The sequence below is a fragment of the Nocardia sp. NPDC006044 genome, from assembly GCF_042871115.1.
Lineage (GTDB): Bacteria > Actinomycetota > Actinomycetes > Mycobacteriales > Mycobacteriaceae > Nocardia.
Genome location: NZ_JBIAID010000003.1, coordinates 232859 through 253959, shown reverse-complemented (window position 1 = coordinate 253959; position 21101 = coordinate 232859). Strand labels below are relative to the sequence as shown.

Sequence of the window (21101 nt, the reverse complement as noted above, 5' to 3'; positions counted from 1 at the left end):
GACACCGACGTGCGGGCACAACTGAATCGATCGATTCGTTACTAAGGACGACAACTGATGGGCAAACACAACGCAAGACGGAACCCTCTCGGTTCGATGCGGTTGGCCATGCTCTCGATGACCGCACTGATCGCTACCGGTATCGCCACCGAACACGGGCCGTCCCCCGAGAACCAGGCGGCGATCCTGACCGCCACCATGGCCGACCTACCTCCGCAGGCGCCGGTCGCCGAACCCGCCGACACGCAACAGCCGGTTGTCGCAGGCAAGCATGCGTGGCCGATCCGGCCGCCGATCGACGCGGACGCGCTACCTGATCAGTCATCCAGCGAAAAGGTGGGGCCGGCCGGACTCGGACTGCCGCTTACACCCTTCGAGCCGACGGCGCTGCCCGGCCGGACGAACACACCCCGCCCGCACCATCGGACCGACACCGCCGTCCGGCCCAACGCCCAAATCGCTCTGCCCCCAATCGATCTCACTGTGCTACTGAACAACATCAGCGCCGCTCTCAACGCAGGAGCGGCATTCGCCGAAGGGCTGGAGTCTGGCAGCGCCGCCTTGACTCCCTCGGCCGGCAAACCGGCCGCGCCGAGCAGCGCTGACGCCGCCGCCGACACCGCGAACCCCGAAGCCGCGCCCGTCGAGCATGTCCAAAAGCTGGCTCCAGCAACAGATCTCACGTCATTGCTCGCCACCGTCACGGCCGCGCTGAAAGTGGGAGCCGCACTGGCCCAAGGCCTGGAATCCGGCAGCTCGATCCTCGACCCGGGCAGCGCCGCCCTCAGCTCCGGCAGTGCCGCCCTCGACGGCGGTAGCTCGATCGCCGGAGTCGGCAGCTCGATCCTCGACGGCGGCAGCTCGATCCTCGGCCCGGGCAGCGCCGCTCTCAGCTCCGGCAGCGCCGCGCTCGACGGCGGTAGCTCGATCGCCGGAACCGGCAGCTCGATCCTCGGCCCCCTCGCCGCAATCCTCACCCCACTAAGCGCCGCAGCAGCAGCCTCCGCCTAATCCTTCCCTCCTAACGGACGCCCATCGTCTCCCTAGTCTCGATGGGCGCCAGTACCAGGCCACAACGTCGCGATAACGCATCGCCGGTGTCCCGCTCCAATCGATGGTCGCCAAGCGGGACACCAGCTATGCCTTTGCGATTCAGCGCAGTGATGTCCCGCTCGTCGTGAGTGTCATTTGCCCAGGGGGACATCAGCGAGCCCTGTCCTGCGGTTTTGCGGGCGAGGTCTGTTCGGCGTGAGTCTTGGTGTCGGGCGGGGCGTTAGCGTGTTGAGTCCCAAGGTTGGGCGTCGTCAAGTCCCGTTCGGAGCGAATGGCTTTGTCGAGTGGGACTTCACCGTGGCCTGTCTCGCGGTTTCGCGCGGTGATGTCCCGTTCGGCGTGAGTGTCGTTGTCGAGTGGGACTTCACCGTGGCCTGTCTCGCGGTTTCGCGCGGTGATGTCCCGTTCGGCGTGAGTGTCGTTGTCGAGTGGGACTTCACCGTGGCCTGTCTCGCGGTTTCGCGCGGTGATGTCCCGTTCGGCGTGAGTGTCGTTGTCGAGTGGGACTTCACCGCGGTCTGTCTCGCGGTTTCGCGGGGTGATGTCCCGTTCGTGGTGAGTTTCATTGTCGAATGGGACTTCACCGGGGCCTGCCCCGCGATTGAGCGCAGCAAGGTCCCACTCGATGCGAGACCGGTTGTCGAGCAGGAATTCACGTCCAGTGCCTAGGCGGAGTCGCGTTCCTGACCAACGCCCAACTGCCGAAACCTCTTGCCAAGCGGCACATCGCTGCGCCGTGTTGCGGTTAGGCACGGTAAGCCCCGTTCGGCGAAAGCGCCGCTGTCGAATGGGACATCACCGTGGCCGATCTCGCGATTCAGCTCAGCCATGCCCCGTTCGGCGCGAAAGTTGTGGTCCAGCGGGACCTTGTGGTGGCTGTTCTCGCGATTTTGCGCGGTGATGTCCCGTGCGACGTATAGGTCGTTGTCGGGCGGGGCGTCAGCGTGGATTGTTAAGCGATTTGGTTGATTGAGGTCCCGTTCGGTGTAGGACCGACACGGGTAGTGACGTCGAGGGGCGATCTGGCGCGCAGATTGGAGGCGCGTCGATGTGGCCCGACTCGCATTTGTAGTGATGTCCCGTTCGTCGTGAGTGTCATTGGCGAGGGGGACATCAGCGAGCTCTGTCCTGCGGGCTGGCGCGGCGAGGTCTGTGCGGCGTTAGTCTTGGTGCCGGGGAATCAGCGTGTCGCGGTCCAGGGTTCGGCGTCGTCAAGTCCCGTTCGGCGCGAAGGGAGTTGCCGAACGGGACACTGCGGTGGCGGGTCTCGCGATTTTGCGCGGTGGTGTCCCGTTCGGCGTGAGGGTCGTCGTGGGGGTGGGTTGGTTCTGGCGCGCTGACTGGGGTGGGCGGCGCGCCGGAGGTCCTACTCCTCCGACTCGTAGCGTAGAGCGTTTTCCGAGCGGCAGATCTCGTCGATGCCGGCGACTATGTCGCGCAACAGTTCTGAGGGGAGGGCGGCGGGGCGGAGGCGACTGGTGAAGGTGATGAGGCCGTGGTCTTCGGGGGAGAGGCCGCGGGCGGCGGACTCGGAGCGCAGGTAGCGGGAGCGGACGCCATAGGTCATGGCGGAGATGACGGTGAAGCAGCCGGTGCGCTCGCGGTGGCCGGCGAACAGATCGTGCAGGCGGTAGAAGACCGACGTGTAGCTGGACAGGGGCGCGAAAATGCCGACGCGGTAGGCGGGGCCGCGCTCGGACGAGCTGAGGGCGGTGTCGGCGAGGTATTCGGCATCGCGCAGGGTCTGCACCTTGGGCGCGAACAGCACCGCGCCCGCGGCGGCGTTGCGCAGCGGCATGCCGGCGGGACCGGTGGCGGCGGAGGCGATGACGCCCAGCGATTTCCGGGCGCGCGAACCGACCTCACGCCGGGCCCGCACGGAACGGGTCGGCGTGGTGGGATGCAGGGTCGACCACTGGCCGAATCGCACGGTGCCCAACTGCACATGCCCGACACCGCCCGGGCGCGCCACCTTCAACGGCGCGGTGTCGACCCAGCGACCCACCTGCAACGCCGCGTTGCCGGGCCGCATGATCTCGGCGTAGGCGTGTTCGACGAAGGAGTCGAAGTCGAGGAACCGGTCGGCGTTGGTGGTCAGCCAGGTGCGGTCCTTGTCGATGTCGATCACGTCGAGGGTGAGCGCGGTGATGATGCCCGCGCGCCCGCCCGCGCCGAGGATGCGATGGAACCGCTCGGCGTGGTGGGTGCGCCCGCAGGTGCCGATGCGTCCGTCGTTGTCGACGTATTCGAGATCGACGACCTGGTCGATGAACATCCCGTACTTGTGCGACGCCGCGCTCACCCCGCCCACAGACGCGAATCCGCCCGCGGTGATGTCGCGGTGGTCGCCGACGATCGGCAGGCCGAGCCCGTGCGCGCCGAGTCGCCGGTCGATGTCGGACAGCTTGGCACCGGCCTGCACGCGCACCGTCCGCCGCCCCAGATTGATGTCGAGCACCTGATTCATCCGGCGCAGCGACACCACCGTCGGCTGGGCCGGCAGTGTCAGTCCGTCGTCGAGTTGCTCGCCGCCGCGGACGGTCAGCGGTTCCGCGCGGCCGCGTGAATCCCGAACCGTGCGAACGACATCCGCCGTATCGCGGGGTAGGTATTCCTCGGCGGAGACAAACTGCGGCGTGCTCATGGCACGAAAGCTACTACAGCGCGGCCCGCGCCGCCTCCCCGATCTCGAGAGCTACCGGACGGTCGGTTCGAGTCGCTGGCTGAACAGCACCGATCCGCTCGCATCGCACAGATTGACTGTCAGTTCCCTTGACTTGCCGTCGATCAGCACCTCGCCGAAATGCTGGAAGGCATCCAGCGGCGAACTGTTCTGCACGGTCGGCGCGTGCACGAAAACCGCCTCCGGTCCGAAGGTCGCGTCCAGCGGGTTGGGGCCGAACGCGCCGGCGTTGAGCGGTCCGGAGACGAACTCCCAGAAGCCGTCGAAGTCGGTGAACGCCGCGCGCTCGGGGGCGTAGTGGTGGGCCGCGGTGTAGTGCACGTCGGCGGTCAGCCACACCACGTCGGTCACCTTGTTCGCCTTGATCGACGAAAGCACCTGGGCGATCTCGGTTTCGCGGCCGGACGGCGCGCCGGGATCGGCGTTCGCCGGACCCTCGAACGCGGTGGTGTTCGGCTGCTCACCATCCTTGACCACCACGCCCAACGGCAAATCGTTGGCGACGATCTTCCAGGTGGCCTGTGAATCGCGCAGGCCCTCGATCAGCCACTTCGTCTGTGCCGGACCGAAGATGCGGCCCTCGGGGCCGTTGTTCGCGTCGTTGGTGTCCTTGTAGGTGCGCATGTCGAGCACGAAGATGTCCAGCAGCGGGCCGTAGGAGATCTTGCGGTACAGGCGGCCGTCGACCGCTTCCTTGGGCTCTACCGGCATCCACTCGTGGAAGGCCTGCCAGGCGCGGGTGGCCAGGACGTCCATGTTGCGCTCGGTGTAACCCTTGGACTCCGCGACCAGGCCGCCGGGGTACCAGTTGTTGACCGTCTCGTGGTCGTCCCACTGCACGACCTGGGCGACCGAGGAATTGAAGCGGAGATAGTTTTGGTCGGTCAGGTTGTAGGCGTAGGCGCCGCGGTACTGCTGGAGGGTTTGCGCGGGAGCGCTTTTCGCCTCGGAGACGAGGTTGCGCCAGATTCGCCCGTCGGGGAGGGTCACCGATTCCTTGACCGGGTTGTCCGCGTAGATGGAATCGCCCGAATGCAGGAACAAGTGCGGGTCGCGGGCGGCCATGGTGGAGAAGATCTTCATGCCGCCGAGGTCCGGATTGATGCCGTAACCTTGGCCGACCACGTCGCCGGACCACTGCAACCGGATGTCGGACGCGCCGGTGGGGACCGTGCGGAACACACCGGTGATGGGTTCGGACTTGGCGCCGTCGTCGCCCTCCAGAGTTACCCGGTAGTGCACCTGTTCGCCCGCGGGCAAACCGTTGATCCGCACCCGGCCGGTGCCGTCGGAATCCGGGGTGAGCAACGGTCCGGTGAATCGCTTGGCATTGGAGAACGATTCGGTGGCCGCCGTTTCCACGATCAACTTCGCCGGCCGGTCCGCGCGCGCCCAGATCAGCGCGCCGTCGGTACGCGGGTCACCCACCGCGACACCATGTGTCAGCACCGGCCGCGGCCGGACCAGCCCCGGACCGTCGTTCGACGAGCACGCGGCCAGCGCGGGAGCAGCCACCAGGCCGAGAGCGGAGGTGCGCAGCAGGGTGCGGCGGGAGATCGAACCAGTCATGGGATCACCCTGGACCAGCTATCTCAACGCAATGTGAACGGGTTCGGTCCGGTTGGGTAACGGGGCGGCCTGGGCGGACAGTTTCGCGCCGGTCAGGGGGAATTTCCGGTTGGAGGCGGGGAAATTGTCCGCGTAGGCCGGGTCTCTCCCCGAGAGGACTTGCATAGGTGCGCGGAGGTGCGAACGCCGAGTTGCGCGGAGGTGCGAACGGCGAATTACGCGGAGGTGCGAACACCGCATCATAAAGCTGAGCGCTCGGCGTTCGCCGCAGCCATATGCCACTCGCGACCTGAAAGGGTGGTTCCAGCTCTGCATGACGAGGTATGGCCTCGCCATGAAAAGGTCGGGCGAACAGCACAATTGCCCTCGTCGCGGCCGGTGAGTAGCCCACGCCGGGGAGGTTACCTGGAGCTCGCCGCCCCCACACGCGAGTCGTGGATGTCGGCCGGCGGTTCGGCGGCCTTTGCCGCACGCACCACGGTCTGATGCTTTGACCGCAACACGGTTCCTATGCATGGACCAAGGTCCGGAGTCTGAGCCGCGGCCGCTTCGGCAAGCGAGTAGGACCGGGCGACCGGAAAGGCGTTGCCCGCCACCATCCTCGACGGGTCCGGCCTGGCCGGATTGCCGCCTGCCGCAATGTGTAGCTTCTCGCGGGTGATGAGATCGACCGTCTCGGCGAGCGCCGCAGGCATGTTGCGTGGCTAGGCGATCCGGTATTACGCCCGCCCCCGCCCGCTCCCGCCCCGCTCCCGCCCCGCGCAGGCTGCGGATGCAGACGACGTCGGCGTCGCGCAGGTCGAGAGTGTGGGCCAGCCGATGGTGCGGGCGAGGACGAAGATGGCCCTCGTCGCCTGGATGCCGACTGGATCGGTGGGCGCTTCTGCCTGAATTCGAGGTTCGGCAGGCTCGCGGTCAAGGGGGTGGAAATCGAGTGGCACACCATGGCGGGGTCTTCTCGGCGTTTGCCGCCATGGTGTGCCACTCGATGGAACGGGCTTGGGCGGCGACGTGTCTTTGATGGAACCAAAGCTGACCGGCATGTCCATCGCCCGGCGCAGGGCTTCGACGTTGCGAGCCAGGCTGATGCAGAAGAACAGCGGCCGGTTAAATGGCTTCCGAGCAGGCTTCGAAACGGGTGGCTGGTCATCCGGTACCCCTGGAAACCGTGGGTACCGGCTCCTCAGATCGGCGGCCGCCTTTCCGCCCGAATCAATGGCCGGATGGCGCGCGATCGAGAAGTGCTGGACATCGAGTGGCACACCATGGCGGGGTCTTCTCGGCGTTTGCCGCCATGGTGTGCCACTCGATGGGACGGTTTGGGCGGCGACGCGTCTTTGATGAGGCCCAAGCTGACTGGCATGTCCATCACGCGGCGCAGAGTTCGACGTTGCGAGCCAGGCTGATGCGGGAGAACAGCGGCCGGTTCGATGCCTTCCGGGCAGGGTTTCGAGTCGAGTGGCGGGCCGCGGGGCTGAAGGGGCACGTAGCGCGAGGGGTGTGTCGGAACTCGGGTCGTTGCTGTAGGGACGGTGAATTCGATTGCATCGCTTGGGGTTTCGCTACCGGGCGGTTTTTGGGCTCGCGTTTACGACCGCGTGTCGCGTGGGTGTGCGTCGACTGACGGACGGTTGCCATCATCATGGGCGATTGACATACCGGATACCGTCATCGATTTATGCTCATCCAATGGATGCTGTCGATCGTGGGCTGATTCACGCACTGCATATCGACGGACGGGCTGCTTTTCGCGATATCGCCGCTGTGCTGGGGGTTTCGGAGAACACCGTTGCTCGCCGGTATCGCAAGCTGCGGGGCGAGGGCACGATGCGGGTGGTCGGGATGGTCGATGGGCGGCGGCTCGGGTACGTGTCGTGGACGGTGCGGGTGCGGTGCACGCCGGATGCCGCGATGTCGGTGGCCAAGGCGCTGGCCGATCGGGCGGACACCTCGTTCGTGTATCTGCTGTCCGGCGGCACCGAGGTGTCGTGCACCGTGCAGGCCGCGAGCAGCCAGGAACAAGACGCGTTGTTGCTGCACAAACTGCCGCGAACCAGTCGGGTGGTCTCGGTGACGGCGCATCTCGTGCTGCGTGGATTCGCGTTGCCGTCGGGATGGCAAGGCGTGGTGGCGCTTTCGCCGGAGCAGGTGGCGGGCCTCAAGCCTCCGCAGGTCGAACCATCAAACGCGCCAATCGAATTGGACGCCGGGGATCGGGCACTGCTGCACGCCCTCAATCGGGACGGCCGCACGTCCTATGCCGAGCTGACGGCGGTGACCGGATGGTCGGAGTCCACGGTGAAGCGCCGCCTGTCCGCGTTGCGCCGCACCGGCGTCCTCCGATTCCACCTCGACCTACCGCCCGCCACACTCGGCTTCCACACCGAGGCCCGCCTATGGATCAACACCCGACCCGCCCAGGTCGTCGCCGTCGCCGAAGCCCTGTCCCACCACCCCGAAATCACCTTCGCCGCCCTCACCACCGGCTCGACCAACCTCCTCGCGGCAATCAACTGCCGCGACACCACCCACCTGAGCACCTACCTCACCGAACGAATCGCCCCACTACAAGGCATCACTTCGATGGAAACCGCCCCCATCATCAAAACCATCAAACGCGCCGGCGCCCTCCTCCTCTGAACCCGGAACCATTGCCCGACAACGGCTCTCCCGGACCCCACTCGGCACCCCAGGACACCGACCTCGGACGTCAACGGGTTCCTGTCGCGCCGAATCGCGAGTAGACGTTTCGCAATGTCCCGTTGGCCGGGCGAGTGATTTGATTTGCGCGCGATTGGCGCTGCCCTGGTCCAGCTCTACGTCCACGCGCAATTCACGGCCGCTGTGGACCACGGACACGCCGATCCTGGTGTTGCCCAGCCGGATGAGCGAGCCATCGGCCGCGACCCGATGCGAGCCGGGGGCAGGTAGCCGATTACTTCCAGCAGGTCCGTCTTACCGTTGCCATTTGATGGAGCGCCGTGCGGTGGCCGGATCGTTCTGCGGTGGTGTGAAGTCGAGCGTTGGGGCTCCCTGCCGGTTCGGCGTGAGGTGGCAGCCGAGCGGGGGATGGCTGAGCCGCAATGCGAGTAGTCGCTTCGTGGTGTCCCGTTCGGCGGTCGCCAGGGTCGAACGGGCCAGGGACGACGAAGGCCGCTCGCGGGCCGGGGATCGGCTGGGGCGAGCGGCCTGATGGTCGCGGGGTTAGCTGGCGGCGGTGTGGGGGATGCGGGTGGCTTCCTGGGGGGTGCCGCCGGTGGGGACGTTTTTCTTGAGGCTGGCGGCGTAGACGTCTACGTATTCTTGGCCGCCGAGTTGCATGAGTTCGTACATGACCTCGTCGGTGACGGCGCGTTCGACGAAGCGGTTGCCGCCCATGCCTTCGTAGCGGGAGAAGTCGATGGGGGTGCCGAACTTGACGGTGACCTTGCGGCGGCGCCAGCGGAACGGGCCGGGCGGGCTCACCTCGTCGGTGCCGATGACGGCGACCGGGATGACCGGGACGCCGGTCTCCAGGGCGAGGCGGGCGAGGCCGGTCTTGCCCTTGTACAGGCGGCCGTCGGGGGAGCGGGTGCCCTCGGGGTACAGGCCGACGAGGCGACCCTGATCGAGCAGCTTGCGGGCGGCGTTGAGGGCGTCCTCGGCCGCGTCTGCGCCGGTGCGGTCGATCGGGAACTGGCCGGAGGTGGTGAAGAACCACTTCTGGAACGCGCCCTTGATGCCGGGGGTGTTGAAGTATTCGGCCTTGGCCAGATAGTTGATCCGCCGCGGACTCAGCAGCGGCGCGAACAACCAGTCCGCGAAGGACAGATGGTTACCCGCCATGATCGCCGGACCGTCCGCCGGAATGTTCTCCACACCCTCGACCGTCGGCCGATTGTAGAGATGCATGAACGGTCCCAGCAGCACGTACTTCAGCAGCCAGTAGAACATGACGTCCTTCCCCCGGGACCGGGATAGAGGCGGGCACCTGCGTCAGCTGCCGACTTTACCGCTGGAGCCAGATCACATCCAAGCGCAGCGGCGAATCTCACCACACTCTGCCATGAGCAGGCGCGCACACCGCAATCGGCGACCGGAAGCAGATTCCTCGGCGACCGGAATGGAGGTCATCGGCGACCGAAGCAAGCTTGTATCAATCGAATACCACTGCCGCAGCAAATGAAACGTCAACCACGGGACAGACACTCATCCGGGCCCGATCGCCGTCCGCGGCGGACGACGAGGGTGCCGGTACGGCCCCCGCCCGAGACTCGGCCTGGGCGAGCAGCATTGCCGCCGAAGCGGTGCAACCAAGCGTCTGTCCCAGTCCTGACCGCAACCTGCGATCGGCGACACCGATCGCCACAAGTTGGGCCGGCCTCGGGCAAGCCCATGCGTTCATGATCATCGGGAATTGGTGTCGGTCGAGAGAGCACCGACACCAGTTCCTCTTGATCTTGCTCTTCTGCGGAAGCCCCGGCAGCGGGCAACCGCGTGGCCCGCAGCTCAGTGGCTGCGGGCTACGCGGGAGGACTTGTGTTCGCTCTCGATCAGCGCGGCGCGGGCGAGATCGGCGGCGCCGATCATGCCTGCGGCCTCGCCGAGCTGGGTGGTGCGGATGCGGGCGAGGGGGCGGTGGCCGGCACCGGTGACGGAGCGCGCGTACTCCTCGCGGGCCTCGTCGAGGAACAGCGGCGCGGAGCTGCTGACGCCGCCGGCGATGACGACCAGGTCCGGGTCGAAGATGTCACTGACGAAGGCGAGGCCGAGGCCGAGCCAGCGGGCGAAATCCGCCATGACGCGAACGGCGAGCGGGTCGCCGTCCTGCGCGGCATTGGCGACCCGGCGGCCGGTCAGCGAGCCCGGATCGCGGAAGACGTCCTTGGCGAGCACGGACCGAACCGGGTCGGTGGCCAGCATCTCGATCGCGGTATCGGCGAGTGCCGTTCCGCTGCAATACCTTTCCCAGCAACCGTGCTTGCCGCACGGGCAGGCGCGACCCTGCGGAACGACCTGCAGGTGCCCGAGTTCCGGTGCGACACCATGGGTTCCGCGATACAGCTTGCCGTCGATGAGCAGCGCCGCGCCGATGCCGGTGCCGATCGCGACGAGTACCACGTTGTGACCACCCGCGGCCGCGCCGAACCGATATTCGGCCCACATGGCGGCATTCGCGTCGTGTTCGAGAATGACGGGCAGTTCGAGCCGTTCGGTGAGCCGTTGCGCGACCGGTGTGTTCTGCCAGGGCAGGTGCGGTGCGAAGCGGACGGTGGAGCGGTCGCCGTTGATGAATCCGGCGACGGCGAGTCCGACCGCGCCGATCGGATGTCGTTGGCACAGCTCGCGCACGGAGCGGGCGAGGGCGTCCTCGAGTGCCTTGGCCGAATGTGGGGTCGGCGCCTGGACGGTGTCGAGGACCTCGCCGCTGGTATCGATCACCGATGCGCGAATGTTGGTGCCGCCGACGTCGATTCCGACGGTCAGCGGTCGCGCACCTGCTATGCGGTGCGTCATGCCTTGATCGTCACAGGAATGCCGACATAGCGGGAACGCTTGCCTGTCCGCGATGTGTGTTGTCCGGCAGTGGATTCCGTACCTTTCGAGGTGCTGGCTGAATGATCCTGTGGCACACCGTGATTGTGCTGATGCGCACCTGGTTCGGGCATGACCGGGTCGACCGGGACTCCGGCCAGCGCTTCGCGCAGCACGGTGACCAGGGCGGTGCCGTGGTCGGCAACGGCTTGCAACACCTCATGGTGCTGACCGCGCATCAAGGCGGCGGCCGCGCAAACGGGGCACCAACTGCAACTCGACCACTCCACCTGCCCGTCGGCGGCCTGGCGCAGCACCGGCTCGACCCGCTCCAGCACGGCTTCGGCGAGCAACTTCAACTCGGCCGCGAACTCGGCCAGCCCGTGCTCCGGAACACCCTCGCCCGCAGCACCTTTCGCCCGAGCGGACGTCGGCTCGTCATCGGCCACCCCCGAGTCCGCGGGGTCGGTCCGGTCACCGCCGGCCGGTTGCTCATGCTGGAATCCATGCTCGGTTCGGTCACCGCTCGACCTGCCGGCACGCCACCTGGAACCGCCGGTTCGATCGTGGGTGCCCGGCTCATCGGCGCGGATGTCGTGCGCGGATCGATCGCCGGCACCATCCTCCTTCGTGCCGGGCTCGTCGGAACCCTGCCGGTCCGCATCTGCGCCCCAGCTACCGCTCTCCGACTCGCGCACGTCGCGTTTTCCGGCCCCCCGCCGGAAGAACCCGCCCGTCCGATCACCGCTCATCGCCGCTACCTTCGGGCCATAACTCGGGATCGGGGCGGAAACGCACCACGAGTTGTCCTCCGTCGAGTTCGGCACCGTCGACCGTGCACCGCCGCAATACCGGCGCAAGACGAACTCGCCGCCGGACACCGTCCGCTCCCACGATCAAATCGTCCTCCACTCGGCCAAGTCGCAGCGTTGCCGCGTCGACAACGGGCAGGGGCATCCGCAGTGTGTATATCGCGCGCAGGCCGGTGCCTGATTCACATCGAACCACCGGTTCGCCGGAACTCGCGTCAACCTCCGCCGGACTGTCGCTCAGCATAGGTCCTGTGCCGGCGATGTTCCTGTCCGCGTCCACCGCGTACGACAGGGCCGCGAGCGAGGTGAGCCCGATCGGCTCCGGTCCGGTGTGCTGGGCGATCAGCAGCGGGATACCCGGCATCGAGCGTTCTAATTCGGCGATGACGGCGAGCTGCTCGCCGCGCCGGTTCAGATACCAGTGCACGGCGGGATGTTCGGTGTCGAGCGGGGAGGTCGGCGGCAGCACCTTGTTGACCACCACCGCGTCCAGCCGCAGCCCGAGCAGTGCGGCGGCGGAACGGACCCGCTCGGATTCGGCGAGGGTCACCCGTTCGGCGACGGTGATCAGGCGCGCGCCGGTACGCCGATGGTCGGCGAGCAGATCGCGGACCTCGGTGACCGCCTTGACGATCCGTTCGACGGTCGCGGCGAGGACGGCCTGCCGCAGATCGGTGCCGACCGTGCTCATCGCCCGCGCGTGCGGCGGCCACACCCGATCGAGATAGCCGAGCAGCGTGTCCGGCGCGGTGATGATGCGCAGCATGTCGGCCGACGGCGGGCAGTCGACGACGATCACGTCCCAGTCGTTCTCGTTGGCGAACTGGGTGATCTCGACCAGCATCAGTAGTTCCTGCACGCCGGGCAGGCCGGTCAGCTCGGCCGGATCCAGCGCGGCCAGGTCGATGCCGTGCTCGTGGCCGGTGCCGGGGGACAGCACGCGAACCACGTCGCGGAACCGATCCTCCAGCAGCGCAAGCGAATCCACCTCGATCACGTCGAGGCCGGGCAGCATGTTCGCGATCCCGGCGACGGTGCCGGGATCGTGCGGGAAACGGAAGCCCAGCGCGTCGCCGAGCGAATGCGCCTGATCCAGCGAGGCCACCAGCACGCGCTCACCCGCCCTGGCGTAGGACATGGCGGTGGCGCACGCCAGCGTCGTCTTGCCTACCCCGCCTTTGCCGATGAACAGTTCGACCCGGGTCGTGTGCGTCGTCAGCCTTCGACCCGTTTCTTCAGTTCCTTCAGCGCGGTATCGGTGATCACCTTCTCGGCCTTGCGTTTGAACATGCCGATCATCGGGATGTTCAGGTCGACGGTCAACGTGTAGACCACCTCGGTGTTGCCGTCGGGCTGGTCGATGAGCTCGTAGGTGCCGTTCTGCGCCTTCTGCAACTCACCGCTGACCAGCGTCCAGCTGACCGCCTTGTTGTCCGGGCTCCAGGTATAGGACAGGACGTAACTGTCCTTCACCACGCCCGCGTCCAGCACGAATCGCGCGGTGCGCGCCCGGCCGTCCGGCCCCTTCTCCTGCACTTCGACCGATTTCGCCGCCGAGACCCACTCCGGGTAGGACTCCAGATCGGCGATGACGGACATCACCTGCTGCGACGGGGCCTCGATGATGATCGACCTCTGGGTCCTGTCGGCCATGGCGGACAGCGGTTCCTTTCAGCGGTGAAACGTGGGGACGGCGACCGGTGAAACTGAGTCAGGAGGCGTGCGCGGGTGCGACACCGGCCGGGCGACCTGCCTCCAGCCGGGATTTGAGTTCGAAGGACACGTTGCGGCCCGCGACGCGGCGCGCGCGGTTGGCGGCGGCCAGCCGGTTCGGTGGCAGTGCGGGTCGCGGCTCGGCGTGCAGGAAGTAGTGCACGATCACCCCGTCCAGCATGGGTTGCAGCCAGACTTCCATGGTGCCGTCCAGCGCGCCGGACACGGTCCAGCGGATTCCCTTGTCGCCCCGGTCTTCCCGGACGACGAGGGTGAGGTCCGGCCACCAGCGGCGCCAGTTGTTCGGTGCCGACAGGACATCGGCGACCGCGATCCCCGGCGCGGCCACGAACGTTTGGTCGGCGACCTGGATGGTGCTCACGACAGCGCCTCGCTAGCGGTCGTGCCCATCGGCGCTGCGTCTCTGGTTCGCTCGCTCACAGGGTGAGCGTATCGGATCGCGGGCTGGACGCAGCAGTGGTGATCACCGCAGGAGTTGCCGGAGCCGGACACCGTGGGTGTCCCAGCGCCAGCGGTCCTCGACGAACGCGCGGCCCGCGGCACCCATCCTGGCGGCAGCATCGGGGTCGGAGAGGATGTCTACCAGGGCATCGGTGATCTGCTGGACCGAGCGTCCGTCGACGACGCGCCCGGTTTCGCCCTCGATGACCGTTTCCGGGGCGCCGCCGGAACGGCCCGCGACCACCGGCACACCCGACGCGGACGCTTCGAGGTAGACGATGCCGAGGCCCTCGACGTCCAGACCGGCGCCGCGGGTGCGGCACGGCATGGCGAAGACGTCGGCGAGGGTGTGATGCGCGGCCAGCTCGCCGGAGGGGACGCGGCCGGTGAAGATGACGTCGTCGGAGACGCCCGCGGCGATCGCGAGCTGACGCAGTTTCTCCTCGTACGGTCCACCGCCCGCGATGACCAGGACCGCGCCGGGAACTCGGTCGCGGATCTCGCGCATGGCGACGATCAGCGCGTCCTGACCCTTGCGCGGGACCAGTCGGGACAGGCACAGGATGGTCGGGCGGTCGTCGAGCCCGTACCGGTCGCGCAGTTCGGCGCGCGCGGCCGGATCCGGGCGGAAGGCGTCGGTGTCCACGCCCGGCGGCAGATACTCCAGCGCGGCGTTGCGGCCGAACGCCGAGGCGAAACGCCCGCGTGTGTACTTGCTGACGTAGGTGATCACGTCGGTGTGCTCGCCGATCTGCCGCAGCGCCTGCCGCGCTCCGGGCAGCATCGACCAGCCGACCTCGTGCCCGTGCGTGCTGGCCAGAATGCGCTCGGCCCCCGCTCGGCGCAGCATCGGCGACATCAGCGCGAGCGGGGCGGCGGCGCCGAACCACACGGTGTCGCACTTCTCGCTGCGCAGCAGTCGCGCGGCCCGGCGCATGACCAGCGGGGTCGGCAGCATCAGCGTCGTCGGGTGGCGGACCACCTGAAACTTCTGTTTGGCATCGTATTTCAGGTGACTGTCGCCGCGCCAGCGCGGGGCGTACACGACGAGATCGTCCGGCGGGAGCTGACCGGCCAGGGCATGCAGATAGGACTGAATACCACCCGGCCGCGGCGGGAAATCATTGGTCACCAGCAGAGTTCGGGCCATGGTGACAACCTACTGTGTTGCCCGTTTCGCTACTTCGCGCGGCGTGTTCTCACACGGGGGTCAGACCTAGCGACGTCGCGACAACAGCCGCACATCTTCTGATTTCTCGCACGCCGACTTGCCGCCCTGACACGCGTGCGTATGTCAAAAGGTGTGCGGCGGTGGTGCTGACTTGCCGCGCTGGTACGGGTGCGGATGTCAGAAGGTGTGCGGTGGCGACGGTGCTAGACGCGGCTGCTGCTTCGTGTCGCGTCCTTCTGCCCGCCGGGTCGCATAGATGGGCGGCGGTGGGGTGTAGAGACAACGGCCGCAGACCTTCTGTTTTCTCGCACATCGGTTTGCCGGGCTGACACGCGTGCGGACGTCAGAAGGTGTGCGGGTGTGGCGGGTTCAGGCTGTTTGGGTGGAGAGCCACGTGCGCCAGGCGGCGATGAAGTCGGTGCGGTTGGTGCCGAGGACGTTCTGGAGGATTTGGTCTTCGGTGGCTGGGGTTTGGCGGGACGCGGCGATCTGGCGGTAGAGGTCGACCAGGCGGGGCTGGTCGTATTTGTCGGCGATGAAGGCGCAGACGGACCAGGCTTGTTCGTAGGTGGCGGCGGCGTTGCGGCCGGAGAATTCCGCGTCGGCGGGCAGGTCGCCGGGGAGGTTGCGAAGGGTGACCTGCGCGGTGAGGGTCGGGGCGATGTCGGCGAAGCGATGGCCTTGGCCGCGATGCGCGGTGTAGTCGGCGAAGCCCTCGAGCATCCACAGCGGGGCGCCGTCGCGGGTTTCGGCGCGGGTGGCGATGTGGGTGAGTTCGTGGCGGAGCAGGGTGCGCAGGCCCTCGGGGTCGAGGCGGCGGCCGGCGTCGGGGCTGAACACGATGCGCTGACCGGTCGGCCGACTGCCCGGCGCGAACGGGTCGGCGACCGAGGCGGCGGCGACCTCGGGGGACAGGCTGCCCGCGTGCACGAGGCCGGCGAATTCGGCGGGGGAGGAGGCGACTACGACCGTGGTCGCCTGTGCCCAGTCCTTGCCCCACACCTCGCTGACCGCAGCAGTGGCGGCGGCGAGTTCGCGTTCCAGGATGTCGATTTCGACGCGCTGGGCCGGATGGCCGACGACCAGGGATTGCTGCCCGTCGCCGGTCGCCACCTGGCGGGCGACGAGCGGGCCGAACGGTTCGATGCTGCGCCGCACCTCGGCCAGCCGCGGATCGCCGGCCGGCGCCTGTCCCGCGATATCGGCGGTCGCCTGTGCCGCATGCGGTTTCGGTAGCGCGGAGTTCGGCAGCATCACCAGGGCCCCGCAGAACCCGGTCAGCGCAACGACCATCGCCACCGTCACACAGAACTCGAACCGCCGCCGCGCCGACCACCACGCCCGCAACCGCCCCACGCCACTCATCGCCGTGCCTCGGTGCATCTGCCCGCAGCGCCACGATCCGTACGCCTGTCACTCGGGGCGCCGAACCTGTCTGCCCGATCATGCGCAGCCCGCACAGCGTCAACAATCGACAGGCCGAACTCGCGTGGGCTGTTACCTTGCTGGCGCTCACTCGAAACAGCGCCGAGCTGTGGTGCTGGATCTCCAGCGGATCCCGTGTATCGCCGGACGGTTGCGCCGTCGCTGGTGCACTCGCCGCGGATCGCAATCATCAGCCCCGCACCGACAGCGGAGATGAGATCGCCGTCGACCACGCGCGGTGCACACTGCATTACGACCCGCGGGTTGAATTCGTGTGGGCTGGCGCCCTGCTGGCTCGGCCGCGTGCGGCGTGCGGTCATGCCGGTTCCCGTGCGGTGGCGTTCGCTCAGCACTGTGCCGCCGCTCGGGTCCGGCGGTTCACAGCTTTCGGCGGGCAAGGGGTTGGACAGGTTATGTCCATTCATAGTTGGTCAGTATCGCCGAGCGGAGTTGTAGGGCGTCGAGCCCATGGGGGCGACGGCAACCGGGACACCGAAGGTGGAGGCGTGCAGCATGAGTCCGTTGCCCGCGTAGATGCCTACGTGGGAGATGTCGGAGTAGAAGAACACGACGTCACCGGGTTGCAGTTCGTCCTTGGACACCGGGGTGCCGTAGGTCGCCTGCGCGGAACTGGTCCGCGGCACGTTCTTGCCGACCTGTTTGAACGCCCACTGCACGAGCCCGGAGCAGTCGAACTGGTTCGGGCCGGTCGCGCCCCAGACGTAGGGGTCGCCGATGCGGGTCAGGCCCGCGGCCAACGCGCTGGTACCGCTGCCGGGAACCAGTCCCTGCAGCAGGGTGTCGCGGTCGAAGCCGGGCGGGAAGGGCGAACCGGCGAGCGCTGATTTGTCCTTGGCGGACAACGAACCCCACGCCTGCACCACCTGGGCGATGGCGCCGCCGAGGTCGCTGCGTTTGCGTTCCAGGTCGGCGCGCACGGTGTCGGCCTTGTTGGCGGCCGCGCGGGCCTCGTCGTCGGCTCGGCGCGCGACCGCCTCGGCCTTGTCGGCGGAGTCGGTGGCGACCTTGTACTGATCCAGTTGCGCGGAGGTCTGCGCGGCGAGCACGTCCAGCGTGGACATCTGGTCCAGCAACTGCTGCGGGGAATCGCTGACCAGTACGGCGAACAACCGGTTGGTGCGTGCGCCCTGATAGGCGGCGATCGCGGTCCGGTTGATGATCGGCTGGTACTTGCGTACTTCGTCGCGGGCTCGGTTGACCATGTCGGTGGCCGAGGCCAACTTGGCGTCGGCGTCGTGCTGGATGACGAGCTTGGCGTCCAGATCGGACTGCGCGTCCAAGGCCTGCTGATTGAGCTGCTCGGACTGCCGGGAGAGGTCGATCATCCGCTGCACGGCCTCGGTGGCCGTGGCCGGTAACGCGACCGGATCGGCGCCGGCCGGATTGCCACCGTAGAGGGCGGTGGTGGCCAGGACTCCGGCCACCAGTGCTCCGCCGACCAGACGTCGTGAGCCATGTCTCCGGTGAGCTGCCACAGCCTGCCTTGCCCCGCTCTCTCGTGAAACGATCTGGGTGGAACCGACGATCCGAACCGATGAGCACCTTCATCGAAAACAAGGTTTGCGCGGTGCACGCCTCGGGTAATTCCAGAAGGTCTCGATTAGGTTACGGAACGGCCTGCGTCTGTGTCCAGTAGAGAACGAAATGATCACAGGGGCCGTCCGGTGGTCGGGCCGCAACGTACGGCCCGACCAGCGGTTTGTCAGAAGCGACGGGCTCCGGCGACCGGCATCGAGGAGATCGGGGCCACCTGCACGGGCGTGCCCGCGGTGGAGGCGTGCACGACATTGCCGTCGCCGGCGTACAGGCCGGAGTGGCCGCCGCCGTAGAACGACACCAGGTCGCCCGGCTGCAGGTCGTCCATCGAGACCGGGGTGCCCGCGGACAGCTGGGCGCCGCTGGTGCGCGGCAGCTCCAGGCCGGCCTGCTCGTAGGACCACTTGACCAGGCCGGAGCAGTCGAACGCGTTCGGGCCCGCGGCACCGTAGACGTACGGCGCGCCGAGCTTGCTCATGGCGGCGTCGAGGGCTTCCTCGCCGATGGTCCGCTTCGGGGCGACGAACGGCAGCGGGGCCTGGCCCGGCAGTTCGATGCCCGGGATGCCCTGCGGGATCTGGATCTCGTTCGGCACCTCGAAGGTTCCGACGCCGGGGATGTTCACCGGCTGCGCCGATGCGGGGGCGGCCGGAAGCAGGAACGCGCCGATGGTGGCAGCGCCGACGGCCCCGGCGGCGACGGCACGCTGCGCCGAACGCTTGACGGAATTGGTCGTCATGATGCGGTACTCCCAATCTGCCCCACGACGCCGCACCCTGACTGGTGCCGCGGACTTCGTGTCGTTCGCACCGGGTTGGTGCGTCGGACTCCGTGAGGTCTCGAAAAGGTTACGAACACATCACGGGGGTTTGTAAAGTCCGCCGCCTGCCGAATGCGTGCGCGGGTCTGAATTCGGGCTTAATCAGTGTGAGATATGTCCCAGCAATCACGAAAAGATAACGACGGGCGATCTCCGGCGAGCTTCGCGGCCGCTATCCCGGTCAGCGATGCCATGCCTGACCGAGCCCTGGAAGTGAACCGATTGGACATTTCCCCAGGTCGCTACGTTCATCTCGGAGACATGTGCGGGTCGAACGCTGGTCGGTCGGCCAACTCGCTGTGATCCGTCACAGCGAGCCTGAAGCGGCCCGTCCGCGTCGGCCGACACGCCCGGACGATTGATACGTTTTATGCGACAGTGTGACCTGTATCACTTTTTGACGTTCTAGATCATTTCATGGGTACCGAAACATAAATACGCACCGTGTCATTCGGACATTTCGTGGGGTTTTCGTGTGCGCCCAACCCGGCTCGCGCGCGCTCCGTTCTTGTCGGACCCACCGCCTACGCTCCAGCCCGTGTCCGACCCCGCACCGCGCAAGGCCGCCGCTCGGCAGCTGGTCTTCGACGACCTCGACACGCCCCTGTTCGACACCACCTTCGTGGTGGTCGACCTGGAGACCACCGGGACCAGTCCGGGGGGTGACGCGATCACCGAGATCGGCGCGGTCAAGGTGCGCGGGGGTGAGGTGCTCGGCGAGTTCGCCACCCTGGTCAATCCGGGGCGCGCGGTGCCGCCGGCCATCGTGCAGGTCACCGGGATCACCACGGCGATGGTCTACGCGGCCCCGGACATCGCGTCGGTGCTGCCCGGATTCCTCGAGTTCGCGGCCGGTGCGGTGCTGGTCGCGCACAACGCGCGGTTCGACATGGCGTTCCTGCGGGCGGCCGCGGCGGCGCACGACATGGCCTGGCCCGCGGCGACCGTGTTGTGCACCGTGAAGCTCGCCCGTCGGGTCCTCGGGCGGGACGAGGCGCCCTCGGTCCGGTTGAGCGCGCTGGCCCAGTTGCTCGGCGCGAGCACGCAACCGACGCACCGGGCGCTGGACGACGCGCGAGCGACCGTGGACGTGCTGCACGCGTTGATCGCGCGGGTCGGCAATCAGGGCGTGCACAGCCTCACCGAGCTCGTCGACTATCTGCCCGACGTCACCCCGCGCCAGCGCGCCAAGCGGGTGCTGGCCAACGACCTGCCCGCGAGCCCCGGCGTGTACCTGTTCCGCGGGCCTGCCGACGAGGTCCTCTATATCGGCACCGCGGTGAATCTGCGCCGCCGCGTACGCAATTACTTCACCGGCTCGGAGACCCGCGGCCGGATGAAGGAGATGGTCTCCCTCGCCACCCGGGTCGACCATGTGGTCTGCGCGCACGCGCTGGAAGCCGGGGTCCGCGAACTGCGCCTGCTCGTCGCGCACACCCCGCCCTACAACCGTCGTTCCAAGTTTCCCAAGCGCGCCTGGTGGATCACGCTCACCGACGAACCCTTCCCGCGCTTCTCGGTTGTCCGCGCGCCGAACCGAGATGCCCTGGGCCCGTTCACCTCTCGCGCCGACGCCACCGAGCTGGCGGTGATCATCGCCGAATACACCGGCCTGCGCACCTGCAGTACCCGCCTGCCCCGCCGCGCCCTGCACGACTGCCCGCCCGCGATCGTCGGCGGCTGCCCCGCCTCCGCGCTCGGCAGTCCTATAGATACAGAGGAATACGCACCCGCGCCCGCGCTCGTCCGCGCCCTGTTCGCCGGCTACTCCGACGCCCCGCTGCGCTCGATGCTCGACCGCATCGAAACCCACTCCCGTGCACAACATTTCGAAGCGGCCGCCCGCCTCCGCGACCGAACCGCCGCCGTGGTCCGCGCCCTGCACCGCACCCAGCGCCTCGCCGCCGTCGCCCGCATCGCCGAACTGATCGCCGCCCACCCCGACGGCGCGGGCGGCTGGGAGTTCGCCGTCATCCGCTACGGACGACTGGCGGCAGCGGGCAACGCGGTGCGCGGAGTCCCGCCGATGGTGGTGGTCGAACAGCTCGTCGCCGCCGCCGAAACCGTGATCCCGGAAGGTGGCGTCGCCGCCCAAGCGCAGATCGCGGCGGACATTCTGATTCCCGCGCCCGGTCCGGCCCCCGCGCCCGGTCCGGCCCCCGCACCCGGTCCGGTCTGCGCGTCGGGTCCCGCCTACGCCCCCGGTCCGGCCCTCGCGTCGGGTTCGGCCCTCGCGTCGGGTTCGGCCCTCGCGTCGGGTTCGGCCCTCGCGTCGGGTTCGGCCCTCGCGTCGGGTTCGGCCCTCGCGTCGGGTTCGGCCCG

Annotated in this window: 17 protein-coding genes; 4 read left to right on the top strand and 13 right to left on the bottom strand. The window is 67.8% G+C overall.

The genetic code is table 11. The features are described from left to right. Window positions 1–117 precede the first annotated feature (117 nt). Together ACFYO1_RS25800 and ACFYO1_RS25795 are read left to right on the top strand one after the other, a co-directional pair. Window positions 118–1011 (top strand): hypothetical protein, encoded by an 894-nt coding sequence (locus ACFYO1_RS25800; protein WP_387235987.1) that lies wholly within the window; start codon window positions 118–120, stop codon window positions 1009–1011. A 237-nt stretch (window positions 1012–1248) separates the two neighbouring features. After that, window positions 1249–1722 carry a hypothetical protein gene (locus ACFYO1_RS25795; protein ID WP_387235985.1) on the top strand — a complete coding sequence of 158 codons (474 nt, stop codon included), beginning with the start codon at window positions 1249–1251 and terminating at the stop codon, window positions 1720–1722. Window positions 1723–2419: 697 nt separating this feature from the next. Here the strand turns inward: ACFYO1_RS25795 and ACFYO1_RS25790 are convergent. The 3 genes from ACFYO1_RS25790 to ACFYO1_RS25780 all read right to left on the bottom strand — a co-directional run bounded on the left by ACFYO1_RS25790 (window position 2420) and on the right by ACFYO1_RS25780 (window position 6000). Next, window positions 2420–3697 carry an FAD-binding oxidoreductase gene (locus tag ACFYO1_RS25790; protein WP_387235982.1) on the bottom strand — a complete coding sequence of 426 codons (1278 nt, stop codon included), beginning with the start codon at window positions 3695–3697 and terminating at the stop codon, window positions 2420–2422. A gap of 51 nt (window positions 3698–3748) precedes the next feature. Further along, a complete protein-coding gene (locus ACFYO1_RS25785) occupies window positions 3749–5305 on the bottom strand; it encodes an alkaline phosphatase D family protein (RefSeq protein WP_387235980.1) in 1557 nt (518 codons plus the stop codon). Window positions 5306–5706: 401 nt separating this feature from the next. Then, on the bottom strand, window positions 5707–6000 hold the full coding sequence (locus ACFYO1_RS25780; RefSeq protein WP_387235977.1) for a hypothetical protein: 294 nt from the start codon (window positions 5998–6000) through the stop codon (window positions 5707–5709). 994 nt (window positions 6001–6994) lie between these two features. Here ACFYO1_RS25780 and ACFYO1_RS25775 point away from each other — a divergent pair. Continuing rightward, complete coding sequence (locus ACFYO1_RS25775) at window positions 6995–7945, top strand: Lrp/AsnC family transcriptional regulator (protein WP_387235974.1); 951 nt, start codon at window positions 6995–6997, stop codon at window positions 7943–7945. 564 nt (window positions 7946–8509) lie between these two features. On the opposite strand, the gene ACFYO1_RS25770 is transcribed toward ACFYO1_RS25775, so the two are convergent. From ACFYO1_RS25770 to ACFYO1_RS25725, 10 genes are all read right to left on the bottom strand, one after another. Then, the gene (locus tag ACFYO1_RS25770) at window positions 8510–9238 is read right to left on the bottom strand and encodes a lysophospholipid acyltransferase family protein (protein ID WP_387235971.1); all 729 of its coding nucleotides are present in this window, start codon (window positions 9236–9238) and stop codon (window positions 8510–8512) included. Window positions 9239–9793: 555 nt separating this feature from the next. Beyond that, a complete protein-coding gene (locus tag ACFYO1_RS25765; RefSeq protein ID WP_387235968.1) occupies window positions 9794–10801 on the bottom strand; it encodes an ROK family glucokinase in 1008 nt (335 codons plus the stop codon). After that, a complete protein-coding gene (locus ACFYO1_RS25760) occupies window positions 10798–11571 on the bottom strand; it encodes a hypothetical protein (protein WP_387235966.1) in 774 nt (257 codons plus the stop codon). The genes ACFYO1_RS25765 and ACFYO1_RS25760 overlap by 4 nt, the downstream gene beginning before the upstream one ends. After that, window positions 11561–12823, bottom strand: coding sequence for an ArsA family ATPase (locus ACFYO1_RS25755; RefSeq protein ID WP_387238569.1), 1263 nt, complete (start codon window positions 12821–12823; stop codon window positions 11561–11563). Before ACFYO1_RS25755 ends, ACFYO1_RS25760 begins: the two co-directional genes overlap by 11 nt. Window positions 12824–12846: 23 nt before the next feature. Next, a complete protein-coding gene (locus tag ACFYO1_RS25750) occupies window positions 12847–13284 on the bottom strand; it encodes an SRPBCC family protein (protein WP_387235963.1) in 438 nt (145 codons plus the stop codon). Between the two features lie 58 nt (window positions 13285–13342). Continuing rightward, window positions 13343–13726 carry a polyketide cyclase / dehydrase and lipid transport gene (locus tag ACFYO1_RS25745; RefSeq protein WP_387235960.1) on the bottom strand — a complete coding sequence of 128 codons (384 nt, stop codon included), beginning with the start codon at window positions 13724–13726 and terminating at the stop codon, window positions 13343–13345. A 102-nt stretch (window positions 13727–13828) separates the two neighbouring features. Beyond that, window positions 13829–14956 carry a glycosyltransferase family 4 protein gene (locus ACFYO1_RS25740; RefSeq protein ID WP_387235957.1) on the bottom strand — a complete coding sequence of 376 codons (1128 nt, stop codon included), beginning with the start codon at window positions 14954–14956 and terminating at the stop codon, window positions 13829–13831. A gap of 390 nt (window positions 14957–15346) precedes the next feature. After that, window positions 15347–16342: a hypothetical protein gene (locus ACFYO1_RS25735; protein ID WP_387235954.1), complete on the bottom strand. Its 996-nt coding sequence runs from the start codon at window positions 16340–16342 to the stop codon at window positions 15347–15349. A 491-nt stretch (window positions 16343–16833) separates the two neighbouring features. After that, a complete protein-coding gene (locus ACFYO1_RS25730; protein WP_387235951.1) occupies window positions 16834–17847 on the bottom strand; it encodes an NlpC/P60 family protein in 1014 nt (337 codons plus the stop codon). A 278-nt stretch (window positions 17848–18125) separates the two neighbouring features. Next, window positions 18126–18698 carry a C40 family peptidase gene (locus tag ACFYO1_RS25725; RefSeq protein ID WP_387235948.1) on the bottom strand — a complete coding sequence of 191 codons (573 nt, stop codon included), beginning with the start codon at window positions 18696–18698 and terminating at the stop codon, window positions 18126–18128. 619 nt (window positions 18699–19317) lie between these two features. Between ACFYO1_RS25725 and ACFYO1_RS25720 the strand changes: the two genes are divergently transcribed. Further along, the coding region (locus ACFYO1_RS25720; protein ID WP_387235945.1) for a DEDD exonuclease domain-containing protein at window positions 19318–21101 on the top strand (1784 nt) is incomplete at its 3' end.

Bases quoted from the DNA above. Each gene is read 5' to 3' on its own strand.
- ACFYO1_RS25770 (WP_387235971.1), bottom strand. From the start codon at position 9,238: ATGTTCTACTGGCTGCTGAAGTACGTGCTGCTGGGACCGTTCATGCAT.
- ACFYO1_RS25740 (WP_387235957.1), bottom strand. From the start codon at position 14,956: ATGGCCCGAACTCTGCTGGTGACCAATGATTTCCCGCCGCGGCCGGGT.
- ACFYO1_RS25780 (WP_387235977.1), bottom strand. From the start codon at position 6,000: ATGCCTGCGGCGCTCGCCGAGACGGTCGATCTCATCACCCGCGAGAAG.
- ACFYO1_RS25760 (WP_387235966.1), bottom strand. From the start codon at position 11,571: ATGAGCGGTGATCGGACGGGCGGGTTCTTCCGGCGGGGGGCCGGAAAA.
- ACFYO1_RS25775 (WP_387235974.1), top strand. From the start codon at position 6,995: ATGGATGCTGTCGATCGTGGGCTGATTCACGCACTGCATATCGACGGA.
- ACFYO1_RS25800 (WP_387235987.1), top strand. From the start codon at position 118: ATGACCGCACTGATCGCTACCGGTATCGCCACCGAACACGGGCCGTCC.
- ACFYO1_RS25735 (WP_387235954.1), bottom strand. From the start codon at position 16,342: ATGAGTGGCGTGGGGCGGTTGCGGGCGTGGTGGTCGGCGCGGCGGCGG.
- ACFYO1_RS25765 (WP_387235968.1), bottom strand. From the start codon at position 10,801: ATGACGCACCGCATAGCAGGTGCGCGACCGCTGACCGTCGGAATCGAC.
- ACFYO1_RS25790 (WP_387235982.1), bottom strand. From the start codon at position 3,697: ATGAGCACGCCGCAGTTTGTCTCCGCCGAGGAATACCTACCCCGCGAT.
- ACFYO1_RS25750 (WP_387235963.1), bottom strand. From the start codon at position 13,284: ATGGCCGACAGGACCCAGAGGTCGATCATCATCGAGGCCCCGTCGCAG.
- ACFYO1_RS25785 (WP_387235980.1), bottom strand. From the start codon at position 5,305: ATGACTGGTTCGATCTCCCGCCGCACCCTGCTGCGCACCTCCGCTCTC.
- ACFYO1_RS25725 (WP_387235948.1), bottom strand. From the start codon at position 18,698: ATGACGACCAATTCCGTCAAGCGTTCGGCGCAGCGTGCCGTCGCCGCC.